The 25,739-nt window shown below is 64.2% G+C and carries 25 protein-coding genes and 1 pseudogene; 15 read left to right on the forward strand and 11 right to left on the reverse strand.

Annotation, left to right across the window (positions count from 1 at the left end; all coding sequences use genetic code 11):
• Positions 1-32 precede the first annotated feature (32 nt).
• Positions 33-632 carry a LysE family translocator gene (locus tag EN853_RS10435; RefSeq protein ID WP_127858488.1) on the reverse strand — a complete coding sequence of 200 codons (600 nt, stop codon included), beginning with the start codon at positions 630-632 and terminating at the stop codon, positions 33-35.
• Positions 633-730: 98 nt separating this feature from the next.
• Here EN853_RS10435 and EN853_RS10440 point away from each other — a divergent pair, with 98 nt between their 5' ends.
• Positions 731-1,597: a LysR substrate-binding domain-containing protein gene (locus tag EN853_RS10440; protein WP_127858489.1), complete on the forward strand. Its 867-nt coding sequence runs from the start codon at positions 731-733 to the stop codon at positions 1,595-1,597.
• A gap of 187 nt (positions 1,598-1,784) precedes the next feature.
• Here EN853_RS10440 and EN853_RS10445 read toward each other — a convergent pair whose 3' ends face one another.
• The 3 genes from EN853_RS10445 to EN853_RS10455 all read right to left on the reverse strand — a co-directional run bounded on the left by EN853_RS10445 (position 1,785) and on the right by EN853_RS10455 (position 4,824).
• Positions 1,785-2,435 carry a dihydrofolate reductase family protein gene (locus EN853_RS10445; protein WP_127858490.1) on the reverse strand — a complete coding sequence of 217 codons (651 nt, stop codon included), beginning with the start codon at positions 2,433-2,435 and terminating at the stop codon, positions 1,785-1,787.
• A 135-nt stretch (positions 2,436-2,570) separates the two neighbouring features.
• Positions 2,571-3,419: a methyltransferase domain-containing protein gene (locus EN853_RS10450; protein ID WP_127858491.1), complete on the reverse strand. Its 849-nt coding sequence runs from the start codon at positions 3,417-3,419 to the stop codon at positions 2,571-2,573.
• A 46-nt stretch (positions 3,420-3,465) separates the two neighbouring features.
• Positions 3,466-4,824, reverse strand: coding sequence for an Nramp family divalent metal transporter (locus EN853_RS10455; protein ID WP_127858492.1), 1,359 nt, complete (start codon positions 4,822-4,824; stop codon positions 3,466-3,468).
• Between the two features lie 207 nt (positions 4,825-5,031).
• On the opposite strand from EN853_RS10455, the gene mntR reads away from it, so the two are divergent.
• The 4 genes from mntR (at position 5,032) to EN853_RS10475 (ending at position 8,300) form a co-directional block, all read left to right on the forward strand.
• On the forward strand, positions 5,032-5,484 hold the full coding sequence (gene mntR / locus EN853_RS10460) for a manganese-binding transcriptional regulator MntR (protein WP_127858493.1): 453 nt from the start codon (positions 5,032-5,034) through the stop codon (positions 5,482-5,484).
• A 95-nt stretch (positions 5,485-5,579) separates the two neighbouring features.
• The gene (locus tag EN853_RS10465; protein WP_127858494.1) at positions 5,580-5,768 is read left to right on the forward strand and encodes a hypothetical protein; all 189 of its coding nucleotides are present in this window, start codon (positions 5,580-5,582) and stop codon (positions 5,766-5,768) included.
• 139 nt (positions 5,769-5,907) lie between these two features.
• A complete protein-coding gene (locus EN853_RS10470) occupies positions 5,908-6,831 on the forward strand; it encodes a neutral zinc metallopeptidase (protein ID WP_127858495.1) in 924 nt (307 codons plus the stop codon).
• Between the two features lie 200 nt (positions 6,832-7,031).
• On the forward strand, positions 7,032-8,300 hold the full coding sequence (locus EN853_RS10475; protein WP_127858496.1) for a TCR/Tet family MFS transporter: 1,269 nt from the start codon (positions 7,032-7,034) through the stop codon (positions 8,298-8,300).
• An 18-nt stretch (positions 8,301-8,318) separates the two neighbouring features.
• Here the strand turns inward: EN853_RS10475 and carA are convergent, their stop codons facing one another.
• Positions 8,319-9,524 (reverse strand): glutamine-hydrolyzing carbamoyl-phosphate synthase small subunit, encoded by a 1,206-nt coding sequence (gene carA / locus EN853_RS10480; RefSeq protein WP_127858497.1) that lies wholly within the window; start codon positions 9,522-9,524, stop codon positions 8,319-8,321.
• Positions 9,525-9,784: 260 nt separating this feature from the next.
• Here carA and EN853_RS10485 point away from each other — a divergent pair, with 260 nt between their 5' ends.
• Positions 9,785-10,234 carry a GatB/YqeY domain-containing protein gene (locus EN853_RS10485; RefSeq protein ID WP_127858498.1) on the forward strand — a complete coding sequence of 150 codons (450 nt, stop codon included), beginning with the start codon at positions 9,785-9,787 and terminating at the stop codon, positions 10,232-10,234.
• Positions 10,235-10,243: 9 nt separating this feature from the next.
• Here the strand turns inward: EN853_RS10485 and EN853_RS10490 are convergent, their stop codons facing one another.
• Complete coding sequence (locus tag EN853_RS10490; protein WP_127858499.1) at positions 10,244-11,242, reverse strand: hypothetical protein; 999 nt, start codon at positions 11,240-11,242, stop codon at positions 10,244-10,246.
• A 127-nt stretch (positions 11,243-11,369) separates the two neighbouring features.
• Here EN853_RS10490 and EN853_RS10495 point away from each other — a divergent pair, with 127 nt between their 5' ends.
• Positions 11,370-11,927 carry a GNAT family N-acetyltransferase gene (locus tag EN853_RS10495; RefSeq protein WP_127858500.1) on the forward strand — a complete coding sequence of 186 codons (558 nt, stop codon included), beginning with the start codon at positions 11,370-11,372 and terminating at the stop codon, positions 11,925-11,927.
• Between the two features lie 31 nt (positions 11,928-11,958).
• On the opposite strand, the gene EN853_RS10500 is transcribed toward EN853_RS10495, so the two are convergent.
• The gene (locus EN853_RS10500; RefSeq protein WP_127858501.1) at positions 11,959-12,345 is read right to left on the reverse strand and encodes a DUF983 domain-containing protein; all 387 of its coding nucleotides are present in this window, start codon (positions 12,343-12,345) and stop codon (positions 11,959-11,961) included.
• Positions 12,346-12,459: 114 nt separating this feature from the next.
• On the opposite strand from EN853_RS10500, the gene EN853_RS10505 reads away from it, so the two are divergent.
• Complete coding sequence (locus EN853_RS10505) at positions 12,460-13,836, forward strand: PLP-dependent aminotransferase family protein (RefSeq protein WP_168247748.1); 1,377 nt, start codon at positions 12,460-12,462, stop codon at positions 13,834-13,836.
• A gap of 32 nt (positions 13,837-13,868) precedes the next feature.
• Here the strand turns inward: EN853_RS10505 and EN853_RS10510 are convergent.
• From EN853_RS10510 to EN853_RS10520, 3 genes and pseudogenes are all read right to left on the reverse strand, one after another.
• Positions 13,869-15,049: pseudogene (locus tag EN853_RS10510) on the reverse strand (MFS transporter).
• Between the two features lie 123 nt (positions 15,050-15,172).
• A complete protein-coding gene (locus EN853_RS10515) occupies positions 15,173-15,385 on the reverse strand; it encodes a DUF2061 domain-containing protein (RefSeq protein ID WP_127858503.1) in 213 nt (70 codons plus the stop codon).
• A 137-nt stretch (positions 15,386-15,522) separates the two neighbouring features.
• A complete protein-coding gene (locus EN853_RS10520) occupies positions 15,523-17,187 on the reverse strand; it encodes a Na/Pi cotransporter family protein (RefSeq protein WP_127858504.1) in 1,665 nt (554 codons plus the stop codon).
• 362 nt (positions 17,188-17,549) lie between these two features.
• On the opposite strand from EN853_RS10520, the gene EN853_RS10525 reads away from it, so the two are divergent.
• The 7 genes from EN853_RS10525 to EN853_RS10555 all read left to right on the forward strand — a co-directional run bounded on the left by EN853_RS10525 (position 17,550) and on the right by EN853_RS10555 (position 24,589).
• Entirely contained in the window at positions 17,550-17,912 is a 363-nt protein-coding gene (locus EN853_RS10525; RefSeq protein ID WP_127858505.1) for an RcnB family protein, read from the forward strand.
• Between the two features lie 138 nt (positions 17,913-18,050).
• Complete coding sequence (dnaG, locus tag EN853_RS10530; protein ID WP_127858506.1) at positions 18,051-20,006, forward strand: DNA primase; 1,956 nt, start codon at positions 18,051-18,053, stop codon at positions 20,004-20,006.
• A 366-nt stretch (positions 20,007-20,372) separates the two neighbouring features.
• Entirely contained in the window at positions 20,373-22,403 is a 2,031-nt protein-coding gene (rpoD, locus tag EN853_RS10535) for an RNA polymerase sigma factor RpoD (protein ID WP_127858507.1), read from the forward strand.
• Between the two features lie 204 nt (positions 22,404-22,607).
• Positions 22,608-22,901 (forward strand): GYD domain-containing protein, encoded by a 294-nt coding sequence (locus EN853_RS10540; protein WP_059186919.1) that lies wholly within the window; start codon positions 22,608-22,610, stop codon positions 22,899-22,901.
• A gap of 63 nt (positions 22,902-22,964) precedes the next feature.
• A complete protein-coding gene (locus EN853_RS10545) occupies positions 22,965-23,345 on the forward strand; it encodes a DCC1-like thiol-disulfide oxidoreductase family protein (protein WP_127858508.1) in 381 nt (126 codons plus the stop codon).
• A gap of 170 nt (positions 23,346-23,515) precedes the next feature.
• Positions 23,516-24,181 (forward strand): PadR family transcriptional regulator, encoded by a 666-nt coding sequence (locus tag EN853_RS10550; protein WP_127858509.1) that lies wholly within the window; start codon positions 23,516-23,518, stop codon positions 24,179-24,181.
• A 114-nt stretch (positions 24,182-24,295) separates the two neighbouring features.
• Positions 24,296-24,589, forward strand: a complete 294-nt coding sequence (locus EN853_RS10555) for an HlyU family transcriptional regulator (RefSeq protein ID WP_127858510.1) — start codon at positions 24,296-24,298, stop codon at positions 24,587-24,589.
• Positions 24,590-24,622: 33 nt separating this feature from the next.
• Here the strand turns inward: EN853_RS10555 and EN853_RS10560 are convergent, their stop codons facing one another.
• On the reverse strand, positions 24,623-25,555 hold the full coding sequence (locus EN853_RS10560; protein WP_127858511.1) for a 3-keto-5-aminohexanoate cleavage protein: 933 nt from the start codon (positions 25,553-25,555) through the stop codon (positions 24,623-24,625).
• Positions 25,556-25,739 lie beyond the last annotated feature (184 nt).

Raw genomic sequence — 25,739 nt, forward strand, 5'->3', positions numbered from 1 at the left:
TACCCCGCAAAGCGGGGAGAGGAGCCAGCGTTTTATACCGGTCGCCACATCTGCAGGATCGAGGCGGCCAGCAACAGGCCGAGCACGGTGTTGAGCGCGCGCCACTGCCGCTCCGTCTGAAGCAGCCGTGCGAGCAGCGTGCCGGCGACACACCACAGCGACAGCGAGAATGCCGCGGCCAGTCCGAACACCGCGCCGAGCAGCAGCGCAAGCTGCAAGGGACCGTCGGCAAGCACCGCAAAGGAAGCGGCAGCGCCCAGTCCCATCGCCCAGCCCTTCGGGTTCATCCACTGAATGCCGGCGCCGCCGAAGAAGCTGTTCGGCCTGGCCATGGTCACGTCGAGGTTGGGCGGGCCGCTGCGGCCGATCCTGATCGCCAGCCAGATCAGGTAGAGCGAGCCCGCGATCTTCATGGCGAGTTGCAGGGAAGGGACAGCGGCGAGCAGTCCCGCGAGGCCGGCCGCGCCTGCCGCCGCCACCGAAGCCAGTCCGGCGGCGCTGCCGGCCATCAGCGGCACCGAGCGGCGAAAGCCGAACTGCGCGCCGGATGCCGTCGACAGCGTCGTGGCTATGCCGGGCGTAGAGGTCGAGATCAGCGCGAACATGACAAGGGGGAGGAAGGTTTCGGACATTTAGGCTTCCCGGTCGGAGGAGCCTGCATGCTAGGCGCTTTGCACCATCAGTAAATGCAATGTTTGATATGATAAGCATTAGTATCTATAATGGAAAAATGATCCGCGATATCGACACGACGCTCATCCGCACCTTTGTCGCCACTGCCGACATGGCAAGCATGACCGCGGCAGCCAATGCGCTCAACCTCACCCAAGGCGCCGTCAGCCAGCAGATCAAGCGGCTGGAGGAGGTGCTTGGCCAAACGCTGTTCGAGCGCGACCGGCGCGGCTTGAAATTGACGCGTTCCGGCGAACGGCTGCTCGAGAGGGGCAGGCGACTCTTACAGCTCAATGACGAGATCATCGCGGAGATGGGCGGCAAGGCGGTCGCGGGCCAGGTGCGGATCGGCGTGCCTTACGACCTGGTCGGCACGTTGCTGCAACCCGTGCTCAAGACCTATGCCGAAGCCTACCCGCAGGTGGAGATTTCTCTGGTCTGCGCCGCCTCGCCGGACCTTGCGGCGGCATTGGCGGCCGGCACCATCGATCTCGCCGTCATCGAGGAGCGGGCCGGTCCGACGGCCGGCGAGTGCCTGTTCGTCGACCGGCTGGTTTGGGTCGGCGCCAGAGCTGGCTCGGCGCGCTTGAAGCGGCCCTTGCCGGTGTCGATGGTAGCAGACACCTGCGCCTTCCGCCCGGCGGTGCTGGCGGCGCTCGGCGAAGACGGGCTCGACTGGCGCACCGTGTTCGAGAACGGCAACATCGACGCAACGACGGCGACGGTGCGCTCGGATCTTGCGGTGACCACCTGGCTCGCCTCGACGGTTCCGGCCGATCTCGACGTCCTATCCGGCGCCGGCCTTCCCGCCCTGCCGAACTTTTCCGTCAATCTGCATCTGCCGAAGCATGCCGCAGCGCCGGCGGCGGAGGCGTTCGCGGCGCATATCCGCAAGGGGCTGGCGCGTTATCGCCAGGCTGCGTGAGCAACACTTTCTTTCCTCGCCCCACGAATATCGGGGAGAGGTGGCTCGGCGAGGCCGAGACGGAGAGGGGGTGGGGCGCTACGGTGCCAAGTCTTCAAAGGCATCAGCCCTGCGAAGCCCCCGCTCCGGCCGCTTCGCGGCCACCTCTCCCCGCTTTGGCGGGGGCGAGGAAGCAAGCCTCGGCTCGCTACTTCCAGTTCTTGCGCCGTTCGAGCTCGGCCTCCGAAGGCGGCTCCGTGGCAAAAGACCCGGTCTTGATCTCGCCGCCGCGTTCATAGGTCGCCATGATGACGCCGGTGGTCGAGGCCTGTGACTTGACAAGCTTGAAGGCGGCCGGCATCGCGTCGTCGCCGAACAGCCGCTTGCCCTTACCCAGCAACAGCGGGAAGATCATCAGGCGGATCTCGTCGATCAGCCCGTTGGCGAGCAGGGTCTGGATCAGATTGCCCGATCCCTGGATGAGCAGGTCAGGCCCGTCTTCCTGTTTGAGTTCCTTAAGCCTTGCAACGACATCTGGCCCAAGCGGCTGGGTGTTCTGCCAGGTGAGCGAATCCGGCCGATGCGTGGCCACATATTTGGTCGCAGGGTTGAAGGCATCCGCGATCGGATCTTTCTGATACGGCCAGTACGCGGCGAAGATGTCGTAGGTTCTGCGGCCAAGCAGCAGTGCGAAGGGTTTGGAGAACAATTCATCCAGTGCCGCGCCCGCTACCTCGTCAAAATAGTGGAACGTCCAGCCGCCGAACTTGAAGCCGCCGACCGGATCCTCTTCCGGACCGCCTGGCGCCTGCATGACGCCGTCGAGGCTGACGAAAGTGGCGGCGATGATCTTGCGCATCTGTCTTCTCCTTCTTGCGATCCGTGCTTGCCGTTGTTTTATGCATGTCGTTTTCGCAGACCCGCTGCACGGTTTTGCGCGACATGTATCAAGGACGTGCGGCAGGCGCTTCTCCCGACATGGGCCTGCAGACCTCTATCGCTCGCCGCCCGCACCGGCGCGAATAGCGCGCGATGAGAACCAGACATCGCCGAAGACAGCGATGGCTGTGCGGTCGGGCGCCTTGTCCTCACTCAGCCGGATCGAGCGCGTGCGGACGGCGCGTTCGCGGGTTGGCACTCTTGCTCCGGGGCCGGCGACGGAGGCGCCGGCGCAAGGGATGAACCACGAGCCCATGAAGGGCTGGCAGGCGAAACCCGCTTCCATGCGGGTGACCAGCACGGCGAGGCCGACGCGCTCCGCCGGCCGCCAAGGGAAGATCAGGCGGCCGCCAGGCTTGAGCGCTTTCAACCATGGCGCAGGAGGGGCAACGACCGCGGCATTGACATAGATGATGTCGGACGGCGGCAGCGGGCTTGCGACGGCGTCGCCGGCAACGACCGCGACATTGCCATAGGCCGCGAGGTTCGCCTTGGCACGGGCGGCGAGGTCCGCCTCGATCTCGAAGGCGGTGACGCTGCCGCCCGGTTCGACCAGCCTTGCCAGCAGCGCGGTGTAGTAGCCGGTGCCGGCGCCGACATGGGTGACGGCCTCGCCGGGCTTCGGTTGAGCCTTGCCGATCCACATGGCGTGCAGAACCGGCTCGCCGTTGTTGATGCCCTTGTCCGCATCGAGCACAACAAGCACGTTCTGGTAGATGTAGCTTGGATCGGCAGTCGGCGTCTTGAACCGGCCATCGCCGGCAAAAACGGTCCACGGTCCGGGCCCGAGAAAGGCTTCGCGCGGCACCGAGGCGAACACTTCCTCGATGCGGGGATCGGCGGAGCGCGCATGCGCGGCCATAAGCTTGGCGTAGAATCTTCGGGCGTCGTCCGATCCGGTCATGCTTCTAGAAGATAGCGCGGCCGGCCGGAAAAGTCGCGGTTCGGTCTTAGCCGGCGATGGTGTCGTAGAGCAGCTTGAAGTTGAGCACCAGGATGATCGCCGCGACGATCCAGGCCAACGCCGCCACGCCGCGCGGGATGGCGAAATTGCCCATCTTCTTCTTGTCCGACACGAACTGCACCAGGGGTACCACGGCGAAGGGCAACTGCATCGACAGGATGACCTGGCTGAACACCAGGAGCTGGGCCGTGCCCTTTTCGCCATAGAGCGCGGTGACGATCACCACGGGGACGATTGCGATGCCGCGCGTCAGCAGGCGGCGCGCCCATTGCGGAACACGCAGGCGCAGGAAGCCTTCCATCACGATCTGGCCGGCGAGCGTCGCGGTGACCGTCGAGTTGAGGCCGGAGGCGAGCAGCGCGATCGCGAAAAGGATCGAGGCGATGCTCAGGCCCAAGAGCGGGGACAGCAATTCAAAAGCCTGGCCGATCTCGGCGACATCCTGATGCCCGGTGCCATGGAAAGCCACGGCCGCGACGATCAGGATCGAGGCGTTGACGAACAGCGCCAGGATCAGCGCGATGGTCGAATCCGTCGTCGCCCACTTGATGGCGTCGCGCTTACCGGCGTCGGTGCGCTCATAGGCGCGGGTCTGCACTATCGAGGAGTGCAGATAGAGATTGTGCGGCATTACGGTGGCGCCGATGATGCCGATGGCGATGTAGAGCATCGTCGGGTTGGTGACGATCTGCGGCGACGGCACGAACATCGAATGCAGGATCGTGCCGGCCGGCGGCGCTGCGACGAAGATCTGGATGGCGAAGCAGCCGAAGATGATGATCAAGAGCGCGACGACGAAGGCCTCGAGATAACGGAAGCCCTTGTTCATGAGCAGCAGCACGAGGAACGCGTCGAGCGCGGTGAGAATAGCGCCGCCGATCAGCGGAATGCCGAACAGCAGCTGCAGCGCGATCGCCGTGCCGATCACCTCGGCAAGGTCGCAGGCGATGATCGCCAACTCGCAGGCGACCCAGAGCAGGAAGTTGACCGGGCGCGGATAATAGGCGCGGCAGGCCTGTGCCAGGTCGCGGCCGGTGGCAATGCCAAGGCGGGCGGCCAGCGCCTGCAAGAGGATCGCCATCAGGTTGGACAGCATGATGACGAAAAGCAGCGTGTAACCGAACTGCGCGCCGCCGGCGAGGTCCGTCGCCCAGTTGCCGGGGTCCATATAGCCGACCGAAACCATGTAGCCCGGGCCCATGAAGGCGAACAGGCGGCGGAGCCAGAGGCCGGTCTTCGGCACCGTGATCGAGGCATTGACCTCGCGAAGGCTGGGCTGCTCGTCGCTGGGGCTGTCGAAACGCCACGCGGAACGGGATAGGGCTACTGCTTCGGCGTCAGACATGGGATTCCGTTGGGATGGATCGATTGCAGCTCTCATCTATGCCATGGCTCAACATTATGCAATAGGCTATATTTCATTGTTTGTGCTTTTTATTCGGCGACGCGGGGCCGGTTGCACGTGAGCGGGAATGCAAATAAACGGCCAGACCACCCGGCTCCGTGTTATGAATACGGGCCGATTCAAGCTTCGGCGAAGGAGGAGCGCGTATTGGCGCTGAGGAACAGACCGGTTCGACGCGAAAAGCCGCTTCCCGATGCCGAAATCCATTCGGAAGGGTTCCGGCAGACGCGCGAAGCGCGCCGCGGCGCGCTCGTCGAGGACTATGTCGAGCTGATCGCCGACCTGATCGAAGACGGCAATGAGGCCCGTCAGGTCGATATCGCGGCGAGGCTCGGCGTCGCGCAACCCACCGTGGCGAAGATGCTGACCAGGCTCTGCGCCGACGGGCTGGTCTCCAGAAAGCCTTACCGCGGGGTGTTCCTGACCGAGGCTGGCCGGAAGGTCGCTGAGGAGAGCCGCATCCGCCACCAGACGGTGGAAGCCTTCCTGCGGTCGCTGGGCGTCAGCGCCGAGACGGCGCGGATCGACGCCGAGGGCATCGAGCACCATGTCAGCGCCGAGACGCTGGAAGCGTTTCGCAGGGCAATGACGGCGCGCTGATCCCCACTCAAGTCCGCGCCTGCGGCTTCTGGAACCGCCAGGCATCCAGCGCGTTCGTCTCGAAGTCCGCGATCATGGCGGCCAGGGAGGAAGCGATGGGCGTTGAACAGGCACCGACCGAGAAGGGCAAGCAGGCAGCGAAGGGATTGAGGCAAGCCGCTGCTCGGGATGAGCGCAAGACCGAGGCCGAGACCGGACGTCCGCTGAAGAAGGGCGCCGCGCGGTTCGAGGAACGCTCCAAGAGCTCGGACGGCAAAAGCGCCGGCTCGAAACAGAAGAGCTGAAATTGCCGGTCCGTATGTCGCAGCGCTCGTGTGCCCGCCGTGAAAAATGCTGTGACTTGATTTGGCCATTGGGATAATTGTTTGCGAGGGGCGGTCGCGGGCCGGACCTTCCACGACATTCGGATCGCGAGGAGTTGCCATGCTTTGGAGAGGCCGCCGTCAGAGCGACAATATCGAGGACGAGCGCAGCGATAGCGGCGGCGGGCTCGGTGGCGGCAGCCCGGGCCAGTTCCGCGTTCCGATCGGCGGCCGCGCCGGCGGCGGCTCGAGCATCGTCCTGGTCATCCTGGTCGTTCTCGCTGGATGGTATTTCGGGTTTGATCCTTCGCAGATCCTGGGCGACGGCAGCGGTGGCCTCGTGCCGGGCGGCGGCGGCCAGATCACCGACGACAGCGGCTCGCAGGACAGCACCGGCGCGCCTGCTTCGGATGAAATGAAGCAGTTCGTGGCGACGGTGCTTGCCGAGACCGAGGACACCTGGACCGGCATCTTCAAAGCCAACGGCCTTACCTACGAGGACCCCAAACTGGTGCTGTTCAGCGGCCAGATCCGCTCGGCCTGCGGCTTTGCCTCCTCGGCGGCCGGGCCGTTCTATTGCCCCGGCGACCACAAGGTCTATCTCGACATGACCTTCTTCCAGCAACTCGACCAGCAGTTCGGCGCCTCGGGCGAGTTCGCGCGGGCCTATGTGGTTGCGCATGAGGTCGGCCACCACGTGCAGAACCTCACGGGCATCATGTCGAAGTTCGACCAGATGCGGCAAGGCATGGGCGAGACCGAGGCCAACCAGATGTCGGTGCGGGTCGAGCTCCAGGCCGACTGTTTCGCGGGCGTCTGGGCACACTACACGGCGCAGAAGGGCATATTGGAGCAGGGCGACATGGAAAGCGCGCTCAACGCCGCCAAGCAGATCGGCGACGACACGCTGCAGAAGAAGATGCAGGGCTATGTCGTTCCGGAAAGCTTCAACCACGGCACGTCGGCGCAGCGGCAGACCTGGCTGGCGCGCGGCTACAAGAGCGGCAAGCTTTCGGACTGCGATACCTTCAACAATCCGGTCTGAGCGGCGACATACGGCAGCGATATTTAACTGGTTTTGCGCAATCCGGACGGAAAACCACTGCGCACTTTCCTGGAATTGCTTCGGGCGCGCCATCGCAACTGATGTCAGGATGAGGCAGTTGCAGTCGTTCGCTTATTGTTCTGGCCGGCAAGCTCGCCTATAAGGTGCCTCCCGCCCAGGCGGCCGAGGAGCTTATCACCATGATCGACCCCAAGACCGCCAAGCGGGGCCTTGCGCTCGTTTTCACGACCCTGCTGCTCGACGTCATCGGCTTCGGCATCATCATGCCTGTGCTGCCGGCCTATCTGCAGGAATTGACCGGTGTCGGCGTCAGCGAGGCGGCGATCGAGGGCGGCTGGCTGTTCTTCGTCTATGCGGCGATGCAGTTCTTCTTCGCCCCGGTCATCGGCGGCTTGAGCGACCGCTTCGGGCGGCGGCCGATCCTGCTTGCCTCGGTGCTCACCTTTTCGATCGACAACCTGATCTGCGCCATCGCCTGGTCCTATCCGATGCTGTTCATCGGGCGCGTGCTGGCCGGCATTTCCGGCGCCAGCTATTCGACGACGTCGGCCTTCATCGCCGACATCTCGAACGACGAGAACCGGGCCAAGAATTTCGGCCTGCTCGGCATCGCCTTCGGCGTCGGCTTCGTCATCGGCCCGGTATTGGGCGGGCTGCTCGGCACGTTCGGGCCGCGCGTGCCGTTCTACTTCGCCGCGGGGCTCGCCTTGGTGAACTTCCTCATAGCGATGTTCTTCCTGCCGGAGACGCTGGACGAAAAGCACCGCCGCCGCTTCGAGTGGAAGCGTGCCAATCCGGTCGGCACGCTCATCCAGATGCGCAACTATCCGGGCATCGGCTGGATCGGGCTGGTCTTCTTCCTGATGACGCTCGGCCACATGATGTATCCGGCGGTCTGGTCCTTCGTCTCGAACTACCGCTATGGCTGGAATGAGCAGCAGATCGGCTTCTCGCTCGGCGCCTTCGGCCTGTGCGGCGCGATCATCATGGCGACGGTGCTGCCGCGTGTCATTCCCAGGCTCGGCGAGTGGAAGACGGCGGCGATCGGCCTGACCTTCACCGCCCTCAGCGCCTTCGGCTATGCGTTCGCCACGCAGGGCTGGATGATCTATGCGGTGATCGTCGCCGGCTGCCTGGAAGCGCTCGGCGACCCGCCGCTGAGAAGCCTTGCCGCGGCCAAGGTGCCGCCTTCGGCGCAGGGCGAACTGCAGGGTGCGATGACCTCGATCTTCTCGATCACCTCGATCATCACGCCGCTGCTTTATACGGCGATCTTTTCCTGGTTCACCGGCCCGAGCGCGCCGGTGGAATTCGGCGGGGCGCCCTATGTGCTCGGCGCGGTTTTCCTCACGCTGGCGGTTGTCGTCTTCGTGACGAAGGTAGCCAAGCCGACGCCGAAGGAGGTCGAGCGCATGCACACGCAGGAACCGGTGACGGACGCGGCCTGAGGCCCGGTGTGGTCTGAGCTAGGCGCGCTCGGCCAGCGCTTCCTCGCCGCGCCGCTCGCGGATCAGATTGACGAAGCGGCGGAAGAGGTAGTGCGAATCCTGCGGGCCGGGCGAGGCCTCCGGATGGTGCTGGACCGAGAACACCGGCCGGCCGGTCAGCGCAATGCCGCAATTCGATCCGTCGAACAGCGAGACATGGGTCTCCTCGACGCCTTCGGGCAGCGAGTCGGCGTCGACCGCGAAGCCATGGTTCATCGAGACGATCTCGACCTTGCCGGTCGTGTGGTCTTTCACTGGGTGGTTGGCGCCATGGTGGCCCTGATGCATCTTCTCGGTCCGTCCGCCGAGCGCCAGCGCCAGCATCTGATGGCCCAGGCAGATGCCGAACAGCGGGATGTCGGTCTTCAAGAGATCCTGGATCACCGGCACGGCATATTCGCCGGTCGCTTCCGGGTCGCCCGGACCGTTGGAGAGGAAGATGCCGTCCGGCTGCATGGCCAGGATCTCTTCCGCGCCAGTCTTGGCCGGCACGACGGTGACCTTGGCGCCGAGGCCCGCGAGCAGGCGCAGGATGTTGCGCTTGACGCCATAGTCGATCGCCACAACGTGCAGCGATGGGTCGTCCTGCTCGCCGAAGCCTTTGTCCCAGATCCAGGGCGTCTCGCGCCAGACCGAGGACTGGCCCGACGTAACCTCTTTCGCGAGGTCGAGCCCGACTAGGCCCGACCAGGCGGCGGCGCGCCGTTTCAGGTCGTCGAGGTCGAAGACGCCGTCGGGCGCATGCGCGACGACGGCATTGGGCATGCCCTTCTCGCGGATCAGCACGGTGAGCGCACGGGTGTCGATACCCGAAAGCGCGACGATGCCGCGCTTCTTGAGCCACTGGTCGAGATGACCGGCTGCCCGGTAGTTGGACGGGTCGGTGACGTTGGCCTTGAAGATGGCGCCGACGGCACCGGCGCGCGCCGCCGGATTGAGGTCTTCGATATCCTCGCCGTTGGTGCCGACATTGCCGATATGCGGGAAGGTGAAGGTGACGATCTGGCCGGCATAGGAGGGGTCGGTGAGGATCTCCTCGTAACCGGTGAGCGCGGTGTTGAAGCACACTTCCGCGACCGCCGATCCGGTGGCGCCGAGGCCGCGGCCCTCGATCACCGTGCCGTCGGCAAGCACCAGAAGGGCGGTCGGCTTTTCGGTGGCCCAGGGGGCGGTGGTCGTGGCCATGGAGGCACTCCTGTAAAGCGCGGCGACTGGTCAACGGGACCACTCGCGCAGCAAGGCGCGAAGCAGGATTTCCCAGCTTTTGCGCGTCAACTCATTGTCTCATGCAGGACCGAGTACATAGGCGAAGGCGAGGGAGCGGTCAATGAGGTGGCCGCCAGCCGGGTTCGGTCTGCTTTCATCCAGCGATATCAGTGGCTTGCCGAGATTTGCCTTAGGTTACCAGCAAAGCTATTGTCCGCCGCATTCGAAGGAGAAGCACGATGCGCGAGAAAATCGCCGAATCCATGAAGAGCGCGATGAAGGCGCAGGACAAGCACCGCCTGCCGACGCTGCGGCTGATCCAGGCGGCCATCCACGACCGCGACATCGCCAATCGCGGCGCCGGCAAGCCGGCGGCGAGCGAGGAAGAAATTCTGCAGATCCTGGCCAAGATGGTGAAGCAGCGCGAGGAATCGGCCAAGGCGTTCGAGGATGGCAAGCGGCCGGAACTGGCGGCCCAGGAGCGCGGCGAGATGGAGATCATCCGCACGTTCCTGCCGACGCAGCTCGACGATGCGGCGATTATGGCGGCAGCCCGCGAGGCAATCGCAGCGACAGGCGCGGCCAGCCAGAAGGATATGGGCAAGGTGATCGGCGCGCTGAAGCAGAAATATGCCGGCCAGATGGACTTCGCCAAGGCAAGCGCCATCGTCAAGGGACTGCTGCAGTAGAGGACTGCCTCACGGCTCCTTGCAGATCGGCACCGGCTGCGGCGGCGGCAGCGGGTGATCCTTCTTGTATTGCGCGATGATCGGCTCGAGGGTCTTCTTCGGCCAGAATTTCGGCGCGCCGATCTCCTTCAGGCAGGATGCATTCCAATAAAGCTCCGCGCCCGACAGCGATTGCCCGGACGCTGCCTTCCGCGCGATCGCCGCGATGTCCCGCGACTCCGGGTATATGTAGAGCGTCGTCGGATTGTTCTTCACCATCGGAATGATCTGCTCGGCATCCGCAGGCGACCAGCTCGTGCAGCCATTGCTACGGCCGCCGGCGTAATTCACCAGCTTGCCGAAGGGGACAAAACCATCATGGTCGGCGTACGAGCTGTTCGGGCTTTTGCGAAGGCACATCCCCTTCAACAGCGCTGCCGGATGTCCGCCGATCACGCGCTGCCTGGCGTTGGCGGTTTCACCTTCGCCGTCGAACTGCACGAAGGTGCGCATGAAAACCGCATTCTGCTTCGCGCCGACACGGTAGTAGCCCTTGAACGACGTTTTCGCCTCAGCGGTCATGTAGGCGCCGCCGGCCGTCAGCTCCGAATCCATCGCGTTACCGAAGTTTTTCGCGCAGCGCCTGCCGTTGGAAAAATCCGCGACGCCCTTCAGATTGCGGCCGCCGCCATGGCCCGCCGAAACCGCTCGGAACGACTGCTCGGCCTCGCAGATGATGTAATAACGGCGCCCCAGGACCCCATTGCCCAAGTCGCCGGGGCGTGTCGCGTCCATGGCAAAGTAGCAGGGGTTCCGGACCGATCCTTCGCTTGCCTTTTTGAGGTAGAGCGCGCGGGCCCGTTCCAGCACCACTTGAGCGATCTGGCCGTCGCCTTCACCGACATGGGCCTGCAGCCATGCAGGGATATCTGATGATCGCAAGGCCGCGTAAGATCGGGCCGACATCGTCAGGGCGGCGGCAATGAGGCAGAGGACAGTGACGCCCAGCGGAACAGATCTCAACCGCACCGGATTATTTCCCCTCTCGAACCGCCATCCCCTTGCGGTGAATCACCTGCCCCAATCATAAAAGACCTCGCCCCAATCGGCGAAACACTTCTTGTTTAGCAAGGGCAGCCGTAAGCCGGGATTTAACATGGTCGAAATCGTCAAACCCGCGCTCGAACACCTGCCATCCTACAAGGCGGCGCTGGAGCGCGGCTGGTCGCCCGACAATGTCCGGCTCCTGGAGACGACGCGCGAGCAGCTCGCGGCCATCGAGGAAGATCCCGTCGCTTTCCTCGCCAGTCTTCACGACCCGCAAGCGAAAGGACCACCCATCACCCTGCCAGACGGCAGCAAGGTGCCGCGCTTGCCTGGCTTCCGGCGCTGGATATGGGATGGCGAGGCTGTCGGCTCGATAGGGCTTCGCTGGCAGAAGGGCACGTCGGCGCTGCCGCCGCACGTGCTCGGCCATATCGGTTATGCCGTCGTGCCGTGGAAGCGGGGCCGCGGCTACGCCACCGAGGCGCTGCGGCTGATGCTGGAAGAGGCAAGGGCGGTTGGCCTCGACTATGTCGAGATCACCACGGATCTCGACAATCCCGCTTCGCAGAAGGTGATCCTCGCCAATGGCGGGATTCTCGCCGGGCGGTTCGCCAAGGTCGCCGCCTATGGCGGCGCGGGGAGTCTCAAATACCGGATCGAGCTTTAGATCTGTTCTCGGACAAGCGCGATTGAAGCGCCTATTCGCCGGGCTTGGCCAGTCGTCCTTCTTCGGCCTTATAGTAGAACTGGCTCGCGACAAGCCAGCCTTTCAGTGGCCTGAGCGGCGGAATGCAGGTCGCCAGAATTATGGGCACCGAAACAAAGGCGTGGAACCACATGGACGGCTCGAAGCTCACCTGCGCCCAGACGGCGAACAGCACTGAGGGAACGCAGGCGAAGCAGATGACGAAGAAGGCTGGGCCGTCGGCCGGATCGGCAAAGGAATAGTCGAGCCCGCAGACCTCGCATTTCGGCGCTAGCTTGAGAAATCCGTCGAACAGCCGGCCTTCGCCGCAACGCGGGCAGCGGCCGCGGATACCGACCCGCCAGGGTTCGAGGTCGGGATAGTGCGCGTGATCTTGCATGGTTGGTACTCTCCACGGACCTCGCATGCATTCGATCGGCCTTGAGGTCACGTACACATACTAGTATCATGATTGTATGCATACAATGCGACAAAATGTATGGAGAATGACGGCGTGAACGATAAGAGCGGCCTCAGCTGGCTTTCTCCGATGGAGGAGGGCTCTCGGCCGATCTATCTCAGAATTGTCGACGCGCTTGCGGCTGCCCGCTCGAGCGGCCGGCTGCAGCCGGGGGACAGGCTGCCGCCGCAGCGGGAGGTTGCCCGCTTCCTTGCGGTGGATCTAACCACCGTCACCAGGGCGTTCACCGAAGCACGCCGCAGGAACCTGATCGATGCAACGGCAGGTCGCGGTACCTTCATCACGCCAGGCGAGCCGGAAGAGCCGATACTCGATCTGAGCATGAACATTCCGCCAGCACCCTCGGGCCTCAGCCTGCCGGCATTGATCCGGGCGGGCATAGAGGGACTGCTCAAACGCTCCAGCGCGGACGCGCTGCTTTCCTACCATCCCGGCCCGGGTTCGCCCGCCGAACGCGCCGCCGGCTCATCATGGCTTGCTGCGACCGGCGACAGGCTGCCAATCGAACGCGTTGCCGTCGGATCGGGGGCGCAGGCGCTGCTTGCGGCCGTTCTTCTGTCGCACACGCGCGAGGGCGATACGATCGTCACTGATGCGCTGACCTATCCGGGTTTGATCGCGCTGGCGCAAACCTCCGGACGGAATCTGGCCGGGGTGGGACGCGACAATGACGGCATGCGTCCCGACTATCTGGAGGAGGCGGTGCGACAGCACGGCGCACGTCTTCTTTATCTCAACCCGACGCTCCACAATCCCACTGCGATCACCATGCCGGAGGACCGGCGCCGGGATCTGGCGCGGATAGCCCGCAAGCTCAATTTGACCATCATCGAGGACGATCCCTACAGCCCGCTGCTGCCTGTTTCGCCACCAGCCTTCCTCACTCTGGCGCCGGAACGGACCATCTATGTCGCGACGATGGCGAAATGCATTTCGCCTTTCCTGCGCACCGCTTTCCTTGCCGCGCCCGATGTCGAGACCGTCGAGCACATCGCGGCGGCAATCCGCGGCACCACGATGATGGCGCCGCCGTTGATGACGGGTCTCGCCTGCGAGTGGGTGCGAAGCGGCCTCGCCGGCGAGATTACCGCTGCGGTGCGTGCCGAAGCGGAGGTCAGGCAGACAATCGCGCGCAAAATCCTGCCAGCAGGGTTCGCCGCGGCGCAATCGTGCCTGCATCTCTGGTACCCACTCGACGAGCGGCCGCGCTCTTCGGAGCTTGGCGACCTGGCCCGGCGGCGCGGATTGGCCATCAGTCCAGTGCAGGAGTTTTCCGTTATGGCCGGTATCGCCGATGGCCTGCGCTTGGCGCTGGGCGCCGCATCCAGCCGCGAACGGCTGGAGGAGGGCCTTCGCGGCTTGGCGTCGATCCTTGCGGGCGGCTCCGGATATTCGCCGCCCGTGGTCTGAGGCAATACACCGACAACGCGGTGCCCTGTCCTCTATTCGGCGGCCGCAGGCAGTGGCGGCGTCGAGCGGCTGCGCCACTCCCAGGCCTGCGATGCCAGCGCCACCATCACGGCCACCAGCATGGCAAGCGCGCCGGCGACCGGCAGGCTGCGATAGCCCAGGCCGGCATTGAGCATCGCGGCACCCAGAGAGGCGGCGAGCGCGATGCCGACATTGAAGCCCGATGGGATGAGCGAAGAGGCAAGGTTCGAGGCGTCCGCCGTCCAGGCCAGGATCCGGGTCTGGATCGGCGCGCCGATGGCGAAGTTGAGGCCGCCCCAGAGGACGATCGCAACGATCATCGGCAACGGATATGGGCTGACGGCGTAGATGATGGCCAGCATGACCCCCTGCAGGAAAAGCATGGCGATCAGCGATGGCATCAGCTTCCAGTCTGCAAGCTTGCCGCCGAGAAGAACGCCGATCGTGGCGCCGACGCCGTTGAGCAGCAGCACCCAAGGGATCAGGCTTTCGTCGAGGCCGGTGACTTCCAGCAGCGTCGGTGTGATGTAGGTGAACAGGCCGAACTGGCCGATCATCAACATCAGCATCAGGATGAGCGAAGTCCAGACCTGCTGGCGCCCCAATACACGCACCTCGTGCGCAAGGCTGACGGGCCGGTTGGCGGCGCCTGCCGTGCGCGGCAGCAGCGCGAGCATGGCGAGAATCGCGACGACGCCCAGCGCGCCCATCACCCAGAAGGTCGCCCGCCAGCCCCATAGGCCGCCGATCGCTGTTCCGGCCGGCACGCCAATGACGTTGGAGACGGTCAGCCCCGAGAGGATGACCGCGACAGCCCGACCGCGCTGGTCCTCGCGCACCAGCCCGACCGCGACCACCATGGCGACGCCGAAATAGCATCCATGCGCCACGGCGTCGCAACCCGCAGCAGGAGCATCGAGGTGAAGTCGGGCGCCAGCGCGCAGGCGGCTTGGCCAAGGGTGAAGGCTATCGTCAGCCCGATGAGCAGCGCCTTTCGCGAGAGCCTGCTCGTTGCAAGCGCCAGAAGCGGACCGCCGATGGCGATGCCGCAGGCATAGCCGGAGACCAGGTAGCCGGCAGTGGGCACGGAAACGCCAAGGCCCTCCGCCACCTCCGGCAGAACGCCGGCGATGACGAACTCGGTGGTGCCGAAGGCGAAGGCGGCAATGAACAGGGCAATCAGCGGCAGCATGGGCGCAAAGACTTGAGGTGAATGCAGCGCGTCAAACCATGGATGTGCGGCGCCGGCAATGCAGAAATTGTCGACGCCGCTTTAGCTTTTCTTGAGCGGGTTGGTTGCGCCTTGACTCGTAAGTTATTGCGCAGCCGTCTTGCGGCCGTAGGGGATCTTCAGCCAGGTCCGCTCATGGAGATAGTAGAGCAACGACTTGGTGACGACTTCGGTCAAGCCGATGGCGGCCGCCAACTTTACGCTTCCGGTCACGACCAGCGAGATGATCATTGTGTCGATCGTGCCGGTGGCGCGCCACGAGAGTGCCTTGGCGAAGCTGCGCGAATGGGTATCCAACAACTATCCTCCCGGTGGACCTGATCCAATGCTTAGCCGACGGATGGCTGGAGGAGCAAAGACTAATTTTTCCGCTTTGGTGCCGACGGCGGAACCTTGTTCCCAAGTTGACGTCACGGCAGCAATTTTGCGGCTTGCTATCCGGCCTTCAGTCGCGAGCCGCCGAGCAGGCCGCGCTCCTCCAGCACCGGGTAAGCCATGGAAGCGAGCAGCGAATTGATCTGCTTGAAATCGCGGATGGTGTCGAGGTGGATCGAACTGGTCTCGACGCTTTTGGCGGTGCCGTCGCGCAGCCGCACGAAATGGCTGGCGCTGGTCTCCTTCTCACGCTCGCGCAGCAGATCCTTCTCCAGCACCAACTGCCGGGCGGTCTCGGGGTCGCGCGAGACCAGCACGTTGAAGGCAAGCCGCGCATTGGCCAGCACCGAGGCATGGAAGGCGCTGAGTTCGCGCCAGCCCTCGGGCGTGAACTCCAGACCGCGCTCCAGCTTCTTCCTGACATGCACCAGCAGGTTGCGCACGATGATGTCGCCGACCTGCTCCAGCTTGACGCAGGCGCCGATCAGTTCCTGGCAGCGCAGCGCCTCGTCCTCGCTCAAGGGGTTCTTGGTGACCTTGGCGAGATAGAGCTTGATCGCCGCGTGCTTCTGATCGACGCGGTCGTCGAGCGCGGCCAGCGCCTTGATCTTGCCGGCGTCGGCGCTCTCGTAAAGCTCGATGATGCGCTTCAGCATGATCTCGACCGTCTCGCAGACCCGCACCACCTCGCGCGTGGCGTTGGCCAGCGCCTGGCTCGGCGTGTCGAGCGCGCTCTCGTTCAGCGCCGACAATTCGACGACATCGAGCGCTGCCGCCGGCGCAGGTCCGGCACCGAGCGCCACGATCTTCTCGGAGATGCGATAGACGAGACCGGCGAGCGGCAGGCCCGCAAGCAGGATGATCACGTTGAACAGGATGTGCGCGTTGACGATCTGGTCCGGTCCGGTCGCGCCGAGAAAGCCGACCGGCGGCTTCAGCGTCATGAACAGGATCAGCATGATCAAAGAGCCCATGCCGCGCATCAGAAGATTGCCGACCGGCACCACGCGCACTCCGGGATCGGCATTGCGGGTCAGCAGCGGCGCGATGATCGAGGAGCCGAGATTGACGCCAAGCACCAGCACGATGCCGAGCTCCGGTGGAATGAAGCCGCGGCCAGCCAATGTCACCAAGAGCAGCACCGCCGCGATCGAGGAATGGAACAGCCAGGTGATCAGCGCGGCGAGAAGATAGGCGGTGACGAAATCGCCGGAGAAGTAGTTGACGATCATCGGCATCAGCGGGCTCTGGCGCAACGGCTCCGAAGCCTGGCCAATCATCTCCAGCGACAGCAGCAGCAGGCCGATGCCGACGAGGATGCGGCCGAGCTGGCGCCAGTCACGTCGCTCGGTGGCCATGAACATGACCGTTCCGGCGACCAGGCAGACCGGCACGAGAAGCGACAGGTCGAAGGTCAGCAGCTTGACCACAAGCGCCGAGCCGATCTCGGCGCCGCGCACGGCGAGCTGTCCGGCGGCGCCAGATACGATGCCGGCGCCGGCGAAGGAGCCGACCAGCAGGGTGACGGCGGTGGAGCTCTGCAAGGCGACCGCGAGGCCGCAGCCCGCGAGAACCGCCATCAGTGGATTGCGCATGGTGGCGCGCAGCCGGTGGCGCAGCACGTCGCCATAGGCGCGCTCGACGCCTGTCTTCACCATGCGGGTGGCAAACAGCATCAGCGCCACCGCGCCGGCTAGGTGCAGCAGGACGACGGACCCGCTCATGCCCGACCTCGCAACGAGGCGGCAAGGAAGGGGAAAAGGGCACGAATCACAAGCATTTCGGGGGTCGAGACTACTCCAAACAATTTTAGCCGGATAATAAATTTCGCTCCGCTTGACCGGCGGCCGGCACGCGACGGCGTGTGTCGGAAATGGACGGAAGGCATATTGGTTGCATGCCGGAGGCGGATTGGGGGACGAATATCGCTCGCGGGGCCAGCCGATCGCCGATGCGGTATCGGCAAATTGTTGAAGTTGCTCATATAAGCATCAGAAATCATTACAGAATTGTAATCAAGCTGTTCAGTTTCGGTTCATGCCGGCGCGGCTATCTCCTTGCCTATCGACAACCAGGGAGCACGACCATGAAGCGTCTCATACTTTCCGCCGTCACCGCCTCGATGCTGGCTGCCTCGGCCCTTTCGGGCCAGGCCGGGCCGCTCCCCCAGCCGAGCGCGCCGCAGTCGAACTACACTCAGGTCGACTGGCAGAAGCCGGGCCGGCATGTCGAGAAGCGCGTCGTGAAGAAGAAGGTCGTGGTGAAGCGCAGCCATTGGCGCTACGGCCAGAGATACTCCAACTGGAAGCGCCATCAGGCGATGCGCGACTGGCACCGCTATGGCTTGCGCCGCCCCGGCCCCGGCCAGGAGTGGATCCGCGTCGGCAACGACTACCTGCTGGTCAGCATCGTCTCCGGCATCATCTTCGGCGCGATCGCCGCGCACTGATCCGTCAATTATCCGGAACACCAGGAAGGCGGCCGCTCGGCCGCCTTCTTTTTGTCTGTGAAAAGCGGGTACGATTGGGTTTATCGAGTCGTCGCGCCCGGGCGGCTTGATTATATGGAGGGCAAACGAGCTTTCCCGATGCGCTTCCCGCCCGCTTTCCTCGACGAGATACGCGACCGCGTGCCGATTTCCTCGGTGATCGGCCAGCGCGTCTCCTGGGACAGGAAGAAGACCAATGCTTCGCGGGGCGACTATTGGGCGTGCTGCCCGTTCCACGGCGAGAAAAGCCCGTCCTTCCACTGCGAGGACAAGAAGGGTCGCTACCATTGCTTCGGCTGCTCGGTGTCTGGCGATCATTTCAAATTCCTGACCGAACTCGACGGTATGAGCTTTCCCGAGGCGGTCGAGAAGATCGCCGAGATGGCCGGCGTGCCGATGCCGGTGCGCGATGAACGGGAGGAGCGGCGCGAAAAGGAACGCGCCAGCCTGACCGACGTCATGGAGATGGCGACCGTCTTCTTCCAGGAGCGCCTGCAGGGGCCGGAGGGCGCCAAGGCCCGCGCCTATCTGCGCGATCGCGGCCTGACGCCGGCGACGCAGCAGTCCTTCCGGCTCGGCTATGCGCCGGACAGCCGCAACGCGCTGAAGGAATACCTCGCGGCCAAGGGCGTGCCGAAGGCCGATATCGAGGCTTGCGGGCTGGTGCGGCACGGCGACGACATCCCGGTCTCCTACGACTGGTTCCGCGACCGCATCATGTTCCCGATCCCGGACTCGCGCGGCAAGATCATCGCCTTCGGCGGCCGGGCGCTGGCGCCGGACGCCCTGGCCAAATACATGAACTCGCCGGAGACCGAGCTCTTCCACAAGGGCAACGTGCTCTACAATTTCGCTCGTGCCCGCAAGGCCTTGGCGAAAGGCGGCACGGTGATTGCCGTCGAAGGCTATATGGACGTGATCGCCTTGGCGCAGGCGGGCTTCGAGAATGCGGTGGCGCCGCTCGGCACGGCGCTTACCGAAAACCAGCTCGAGCTTCTGTGGCGCATGGCCGGCGAGCCGGTGCTTTGCTTCGACGGCGACCAGGCCGGGCTGAAGGCGGCGTGGCGCGCCGCCGACCTTGCGCTGCCGGCAATCCAGCCCGGACGCTCGGCGCGCTTTGCGTTGCTGCCTGAAGGCAAGGACCCTGACGATCTGGTCAAGGCCGACGGACCGGACGCTTTTCGCGCGGTGCTGGCGGAAGCCAGGCCGCTTGCCGACCTTCTATGGATGCGCGAGACGGCCGGCGGCGTCTTCGACACGCCGGAGCGGCGCGCCGAGCTTGAAAAGACGCTGCGCGAGCTGACCAGCCGCATCCGCGACGAAAGCCTGCGCTATCACTATCAACAGGAGATGCGCGAACGTGTGCTGAGCTTCTTCGGCTCGCAGCGCGGCGCGCGGCAAGGTCATCAGGCAGGACGCCAGGACGGTCGGCCGGGCGAGCGCGGCAGGGGTTCGGCGCCCGGCGGAGCGTTTGGCCGGGGCGCGGCGGCTGGAGGGCGCGCGGCGATCACCGAGAGCCTCGGCCGCTCGGCGCTGGTCAAGCGGACCGGCGAGGGCATGTCGGTGCGCGAGGCGACGATCATCGTGGCCCTGGTCAACCATCCGCCGCTGATCGACGAGAATTTCGCGCATGTCGAATTCCTCGACCTCGCCAATTCAGATTTGCGCAAACTCCATGCGGCCATCCTCGACGCGATGGCGCATGACGCGGCCGACGACCGCGACGCGGTGATCGCCACGATCGAGCGCGCCGGATGCGGCGGCATCTGGGAGCGGGCGGTGGCGCTGATCAAGCGGGCACGGCAGTGGCCGGCGCTCGAAACCGCGGGACTTGACGATGCCCGCGACGCCTTCAACCAGGCGCTGCACTTGCAGCGCAGCGCCCGCACATTACATAGAGAGCTGAAACAGGCGCAGGCGGCGCTCGATGCAGATCCTTCGGATGAAAACTTCCGGCATCTCGTCGAGATTCAAGCGCAATTCAACGATGTACAGGCAACGGAAGCGCTGATCGAAGGGTTCGGCGTTTCATCGGGCAGGGTTGGGCGCGTTTAGGCCGAGACCTGCCAAAAAACGAAGTGGAAGTGCACAGCGCGTCGAAACGACGCCCCTAAGTCGGGTAATTGATTCGCTTTTTTCATGCGAATCATGCCAGAGGCGCTTGACCTTCTGGCAGATTGGCGGAATCAGGACGATTCGAAACGTTAACCGTGCCCCGGCGTCGGCGGGAAATTTTGAGCGATGTGAGGTGCTGGTCACTGGACAGGCAAAAGGCCTGCCACAGATACCAGGGTTAATCTGGACTTAACGAGAGATGCGGTTACTGGCCCGGTAAGAAGCGTTCTGGTGCGAGCGCAACCGGTATGACCGGTCCGGCAGCTTACGCGGCTTCGATGTTCTGCCGCTTGGAGACGACAAAGAATGGCGACAAAGGAAAAGGAAGAGGTCGAGACCGAACGTGAAGGCGCCACTGATGGCCCTCTGCTCGACCTTTCCGATGATGCTGTCAAGAAGATGATCAAGGCCGCCAAGAAGCGCGGCTATGTGACCATGGACGAGCTGAACTCGGTGCTGCCTTCGGAGGAAGTGACCTCCGAGCAGATCGAGGACACGATGGCGATGCTGTCCGACATGGGCATCAACGTCGTCGAGGACGACGAGCAGGGCGAGGAGGCTGAGGCGGCCGACTCGGGCGCCGATTCGGACGAGGACGCCAACGAACTCGCCGAACAGACCGGCACCGCCGTTGCCACCACAACCACCAAGAAAGAGCCGACCGATCGTACCGACGACCCGGTGCGCATGTATCTGCGCGAGATGGGTTCGGTCGAGCTTCTGTCGCGCGAGGGCGAAATCGCGATCGCCAAGCGCATCGAGGCCGGCCGCGAGACGATGATCGCGGGCCTGTGCGAGAGCCCGCTGACCTTCCAGGCGATCATCATTTGGCGCGACGAGCTCAACGAATCGAAGATCCTGCTGCGCGAGATCATCGACCTCGAGGCGACCTATGCCGGTCCGGAGGCCAAGCAGGCCCCCGTCGTCGAACGCATCGAGGAAGCGCCTAAGCCCGAGGAGAAGCCGCGCGGCCGCGCGGCGGCGCGCGAGGAAGAAGACGACATCACCAATGTCGGCGCCGACACGCGCGGGCTGGAAGAAGAGGAAGACGACGAGGACGAGGCAAGCCTGTCGCTCGCCGCCATGGAAGCGGAACTGCGCCCGCAGGTGATGGAGACGCTCGACGTTATCGCCGACACCTACAAGAAGCTTCGCAAGCTGCAGGACCAGCAGGTCGAGAACCGTCTCGCCGCCGCCGGCACGCTTTCGCCCAGCCAGGACCGCAGGCTGAAGGAGCTGAAGGACCAGCTCATCAAGGCGGTGAAGTCGCTGTCGCTCAACACCGCGCGCATCGAGGCGCTGGTCGAGCAGCTCTACGACATCAACAAGCGCCTGGTGCAGAACGAAGGCAAGCTGCTTCGGCTCGCCGAGAGCTATGGCGTTCGCCGCGAGGAGTTCCTCAGGGAATACCAGGGCTCGGAGCTCGATCCGAACTGGACGCGCTCGATCGCCAACCTGACGTCGCGCGGCTGGAAGGAGTTCACCAAGAACGAGAAGGACGCGATCAAGGAGCTGCGAGCCGAGATCCAGAGCCTCGCCACCGAGACGGCGATCTCGATCCTGGAATTCCGCAAGATCGTCAACCAGGTGCAGAAGGGCGAGCGCGAGGCTGCGATCGCCAAGAAGGAAATGGTGGAGGCGAACCTGCGCCTCGTCATCTCGATCGCCAAGAAATACACCAACCGCGGCCTGCAGTTCCTCGACCTGATCCAGGAAGGCAATATCGGCCTGATGAAGGCGGTCGACAAATTCGAATACCGCCGCGGCTACAAGTTCTCGACCTACGCGACATGGTGGATCCGGCAGGCGATCACCCGTTCGATCGCCGACCAGGCGCGCACCATCCGCATTCCGGTGCACATGATCGAGACGATCAACAAGATCGTGCGCACCTCGCGCCAGATGCTGCACGAGATCGGCCGCGAGCCGACGCCGGAGGAACTGGCCGAGAAGCTTGCCATGCCGCTCGAAAAGGTGCGCAAGGTGCTGAAGATCGCCAAGGAGCCGATCTCGCTCGAAACGCCGGTCGGCGACGAGGAGGATTCGCATCTCGGCGACTTCATCGAGGACAAGATGGCGATCCTGCCGATCGACGCGGCGATCCAGGCCAATCTGCGCGAGACGACGACGCGGGTTCTGGCATCGCTGACGCCGCGAGAGGAGCGTGTTCTCAGAATGCGATTCGGCATCGGCATGAACACCGACCACACGCTGGAAGAGGTCGGCCAGCAGTTCTCGGTCACGCGCGAGCGCATCCGCCAGATCGAGGCCAAGGCGCTGCGCAAGCTCAAGCATCCGAGCCGGAGCCGCAAGCTCAGAAGCTTCCTCGACAGCTGATAGGGAAATCAGGCCAGCAATTCGAAAGGGCGCCTCGGGCGCCCTTTTTTGCGTTCCAACCATCGCAATGCCGCCTTGCCGGGGCTGGCCGACAGGAGGATAATTTCAGGGTCGGATGCATTTGTGGGCGACAAGCCGGATGCCCGCCCGGCGTCGGTCGTAACGGCCAGGCGCCTGCTCCGTGGCCCCGGAGGGAGGTGTGCCATGACAACCTACATCATGCTGATCAACTGGACCGAGCAGGGCGCCAAGAACGTGCGTGAGTCGCCGAAGCGGCTCGATGCCGGCAAGAAGCTGCTGGGGGAGATGGGCGGATCGTTCAAGGCGTTTTATCTGACCATGGGCGAATGCGACATGGTCGCCATTGTCGAGGCGCCAGACGATGCGGTGCTTGCCCGTTTCGCGCTGATGCTGTCCTCGGGTGGCAATGTCAGGACGCGGACCATGAAAGCGTTTCCGGAATTCGCCTATCGCGAGATCATCAGTTCGCTGGGGTAGGGCACTGGGGCGGGGGCACAGGCAGATATTGCGGGGCCGCGAGGCATCCTCGATGGTCGCGCCATGTCCAAGCCACGGCTGACCGTCTGGTATAATACGCGCTGCCCGGTGTGCGATGCCGGCATCAATCGCCAGAAGCGGCGGCTCATCGAAGCGGTCAAGGCGGGCCGTATCGAATTCCGCGACATCAATTTCGAGCCGGCGGCACTTTCGGCCTTCGGCGCCTCGCTCGAGGATATCCGCCGGCGCCTGCATGCCACCGATGCGGAGGGCAAGTTTCTGGTTGGGGCCGATGTGGTGGTCGCGGTCTGGCGCATGACGCCGGGCGAAGCCTGGCTGGCGACCCTGTTCGGCAATCCTGCCGCGCTGCCGCTGACACGCCTTGCCTATGACCGCTTCGCGGACCTCCTCTATGCCTGGAACCGGCGCAAGGGCCATTGGTAGGCGGGCTCGGCCTCCCGCATCACCGCGACGTGCATCGATCCGACATGCATCGGCCCGACACGCAATCGCCTTGGTAAGCAGTATTCGATACATCGTAAGATATATCTTGACTGTGTGAGTGCCTCTGCCTAATTAAGATATATCGTAAGACATAACTCAAGGAGCAATCCATGCACCAACATAGCCATTTCGGGCATAGTCATTTCGGCGAGTGCATGTCCATGCATATGGCTGGCAAGTTCGGCGGGCGCGGCGGCGGCTTCGGGCCGTTCGGGCACGGCATGCGCGGCGGTGGCCGCGGCGGCCCGGGCGACATGTTCCGCGCCGGCCGCATGCTGGCCGACGGCGATCTCAAGCTGATCACGCTGTCGCTTCTGGCCGAGGCGCCGCGGCACGGCTACGACATCATCAAGGCGCTCGAGGAGCGCACCAGCGGCATCTACAGCCCGAGCCCGGGCGTGGTCTATCCGACCCTGACCTTCCTTGAAGAGGCGGGCTATGCGGTCTCATCCAGCGAGGGCAACAAGAAGGTGTTTTCGATCACCGAGGCGGGCAGGGCGCATCTCGAGGAAAACCGCGAGATGATCGATCACGTGCTCGACCATCTCGAGCGTTTCGGCCGCAAGATGGCCAAGGCGCGCGACTGGTTCGGCTGGAACGACGACAGCGAGGACAGGCGTGGCCGCCATGAAAAGCGCGACCGCTTCCGCGCGCTGCGCCACCGGCTGCGAGCCGCGCTCAGCGATATCGTCGATGCGCCGGAGGACAAGCAGGCCGAGGCGATCAGTATCCTGGAAGACGCCGCCGCGGCGCTCGAGGCGCTGTCGCGCCGCTGACCGCTGCGGGGTGCCTCCCGGACGGCTATTGCCCGCCAAGCCAACGACCGCTACTGAAAATCGTCCTGCAACACGCTATGTGATGCAGGACGATTGCCGTTGGAGGATACTGAAATGTCTTTTCTGAAACGTCTTTTCGGCGGCGGTGGCGGCGAGGCAACAGAGTCCGGGGCCGCAAAGCCGGCAAAACAGGTCGAGCACAAGGGATTCCTGATCAGCGCCACGCCCTACAAGGCCGACGGCCAGTACCAGACCTGTGGCGTCGTCTCGAAGGAAGTCGACGGCGTGATGAAGGAGCACCGCTTTATCCGCGCCGACCGTTTCGCCGGACTGGACGATGCCGTCGACATCTCGATCAAGAAAGGCATCCAACTCGTCGACGAGCAGGGCGAGAGGCTGTTCGGATAGCCGACGGTCGGGTAGCAGCGCTTCCGGTTCCGGTCAGAACGCGACCTTGTCGCCGCCCTTGAGCTGCAGGATCTGCCGCGCCTCGTCGGGCGTGGCGATCGAGGCGCCGAGGCCTTCGATGATCTGGCGGACCTTGGTCACCTGTTCGGCGCTGGACCGGGCGAGCTTGCCCTTGCCGATCCACAGTGAATCCTCCAGGCCGACCCGCACATTGCCGCCGAGCGCGATCGCCTGCGTGGCGATGGGCAACTGGTGGCGGCCGGCGCCCAGAACCGACCAGTGGTAGGCATTGCCGAACAGCCGGTCGGCCGTGCGCTTCATATGGGCGACGTCTTCCGGGTGTGTGCCGATGCCGCCCAAGATGCCGAACACGCTCTGGACGAAGAACGGCGCCTTCACCAGGCCGCGATCGACGAAATGCGCCAGGGTGTAGAGATGGCCGATGTCATAGCACTCGATCTCGAAGCGCGTGCCGTTGTCGGCGCAGGTGCGCAATATGTGCTCGATGTCGCCGAAAGTGTTGCGGAAGATGCGGTCGCGCGAGCTTTCGAGATAGGGCCGCTCCCAGTCGTGCTCGAAGGTCTTGAACCGCTCCAGCATCGGAAACAGCGCGAAATTCATCGATCCCATGTTGAGCGACGCGACCTCGGGCGCGAAAACCTTCGCCGGCTTGACCCGCTCTTCCACGCTCATCGTGGCGGCGCCGCCAGTGGTGATGTTGATGACGCAGTTGGAGCGTTGCTTGATGACCTGCAGGAACGGAGCGAACGCTTCGGTCGACTGGTCGGGGCGTCCATCGACGGGATTGCGGGCATGAAGGTGGACGATCGCAGCACCGGCCTCGGCCGCCTCGATGGCCGCGGTCGCGATCTCTTCCGCCGTCACCGGCAGGTGCGGCGACATCGACGGGGTATGGATCGACCCTGTGACCGCGCAGGTGATGATGATCTTGTTCTGGTTCGCCACTTGGTTATGCCCTGATCTTTCGCTATTTGATCGCCCCTTGGGTGATGCCGGAAATGAACTGCTTCGACAACACGATGTAGGGCAACGTAATCGGCAGCGCCGCCAGTGTCAGCCTGGTGAACAACCCCCCGGTCGGTGGCGAGTTCGCCGACGAACACGGTCAGCCCTTGCGGCAGTGTCTTCA

This window comes from Mesorhizobium sp. M1C.F.Ca.ET.210.01.1.1 (genome assembly GCF_004791585.1).
GTDB lineage: Bacteria > Pseudomonadota > Alphaproteobacteria > Rhizobiales > Rhizobiaceae > Mesorhizobium.

What these genes read in the sequence shown, in the direction of transcription:
- EN853_RS10545 (WP_127858508.1), top strand. Translation starts at nt 22,965, where the DNA reads ATGTCCAAGCCACGGCTGACCGTCTGGTATAATACGCGCTGCCCGGTG.
- carA (WP_127858497.1), bottom strand. Translation starts at nt 9,524, where the DNA reads ATGGCCACGACCACCGCCCCCTGGGCCACCGAAAAGCCGACCGCCCTT.
- rpoD (WP_127858507.1), top strand. Translation starts at nt 20,373, where the DNA reads ATGGCGACAAAGGAAAAGGAAGAGGTCGAGACCGAACGTGAAGGCGCC.
- EN853_RS10485 (WP_127858498.1), top strand. Translation starts at nt 9,785, where the DNA reads ATGCGCGAGAAAATCGCCGAATCCATGAAGAGCGCGATGAAGGCGCAG.
- EN853_RS10440 (WP_127858489.1), top strand. Translation starts at nt 731, where the DNA reads ATGATCCGCGATATCGACACGACGCTCATCCGCACCTTTGTCGCCACT.
- EN853_RS10450 (WP_127858491.1), bottom strand. Translation starts at nt 3,419, where the DNA reads ATGACCGGATCGGACGACGCCCGAAGATTCTACGCCAAGCTTATGGCC.
- EN853_RS10470 (WP_127858495.1), top strand. Translation starts at nt 5,908, where the DNA reads ATGCTTTGGAGAGGCCGCCGTCAGAGCGACAATATCGAGGACGAGCGC.
- EN853_RS10495 (WP_127858500.1), top strand. Translation starts at nt 11,370, where the DNA reads ATGGTCGAAATCGTCAAACCCGCGCTCGAACACCTGCCATCCTACAAG.
- EN853_RS10525 (WP_127858505.1), top strand. Translation starts at nt 17,550, where the DNA reads ATGAAGCGTCTCATACTTTCCGCCGTCACCGCCTCGATGCTGGCTGCC.
- dnaG (WP_127858506.1), top strand. Translation starts at nt 18,051, where the DNA reads ATGCGCTTCCCGCCCGCTTTCCTCGACGAGATACGCGACCGCGTGCCG.
- EN853_RS10435 (WP_127858488.1), bottom strand. Translation starts at nt 632, where the DNA reads ATGTCCGAAACCTTCCTCCCCCTTGTCATGTTCGCGCTGATCTCGACC.
- EN853_RS10555 (WP_127858510.1), top strand. Translation starts at nt 24,296, where the DNA reads ATGTCTTTTCTGAAACGTCTTTTCGGCGGCGGTGGCGGCGAGGCAACA.
- EN853_RS10550 (WP_127858509.1), top strand. Translation starts at nt 23,516, where the DNA reads ATGCACCAACATAGCCATTTCGGGCATAGTCATTTCGGCGAGTGCATG.
- EN853_RS10540 (WP_059186919.1), top strand. Translation starts at nt 22,608, where the DNA reads ATGACAACCTACATCATGCTGATCAACTGGACCGAGCAGGGCGCCAAG.
- EN853_RS10455 (WP_127858492.1), bottom strand. Translation starts at nt 4,824, where the DNA reads ATGTCTGACGCCGAAGCAGTAGCCCTATCCCGTTCCGCGTGGCGTTTC.
- EN853_RS10475 (WP_127858496.1), top strand. Translation starts at nt 7,032, where the DNA reads ATGATCGACCCCAAGACCGCCAAGCGGGGCCTTGCGCTCGTTTTCACG.
- EN853_RS10465 (WP_127858494.1), top strand. Translation starts at nt 5,580, where the DNA reads ATGGGCGTTGAACAGGCACCGACCGAGAAGGGCAAGCAGGCAGCGAAG.
- EN853_RS10445 (WP_127858490.1), bottom strand. Translation starts at nt 2,435, where the DNA reads ATGCGCAAGATCATCGCCGCCACTTTCGTCAGCCTCGACGGCGTCATG.
- EN853_RS10500 (WP_127858501.1), bottom strand. Translation starts at nt 12,345, where the DNA reads ATGCAAGATCACGCGCACTATCCCGACCTCGAACCCTGGCGGGTCGGT.
- EN853_RS10520 (WP_127858504.1), bottom strand. Translation starts at nt 17,187, where the DNA reads ATGAGCGGGTCCGTCGTCCTGCTGCACCTAGCCGGCGCGGTGGCGCTG.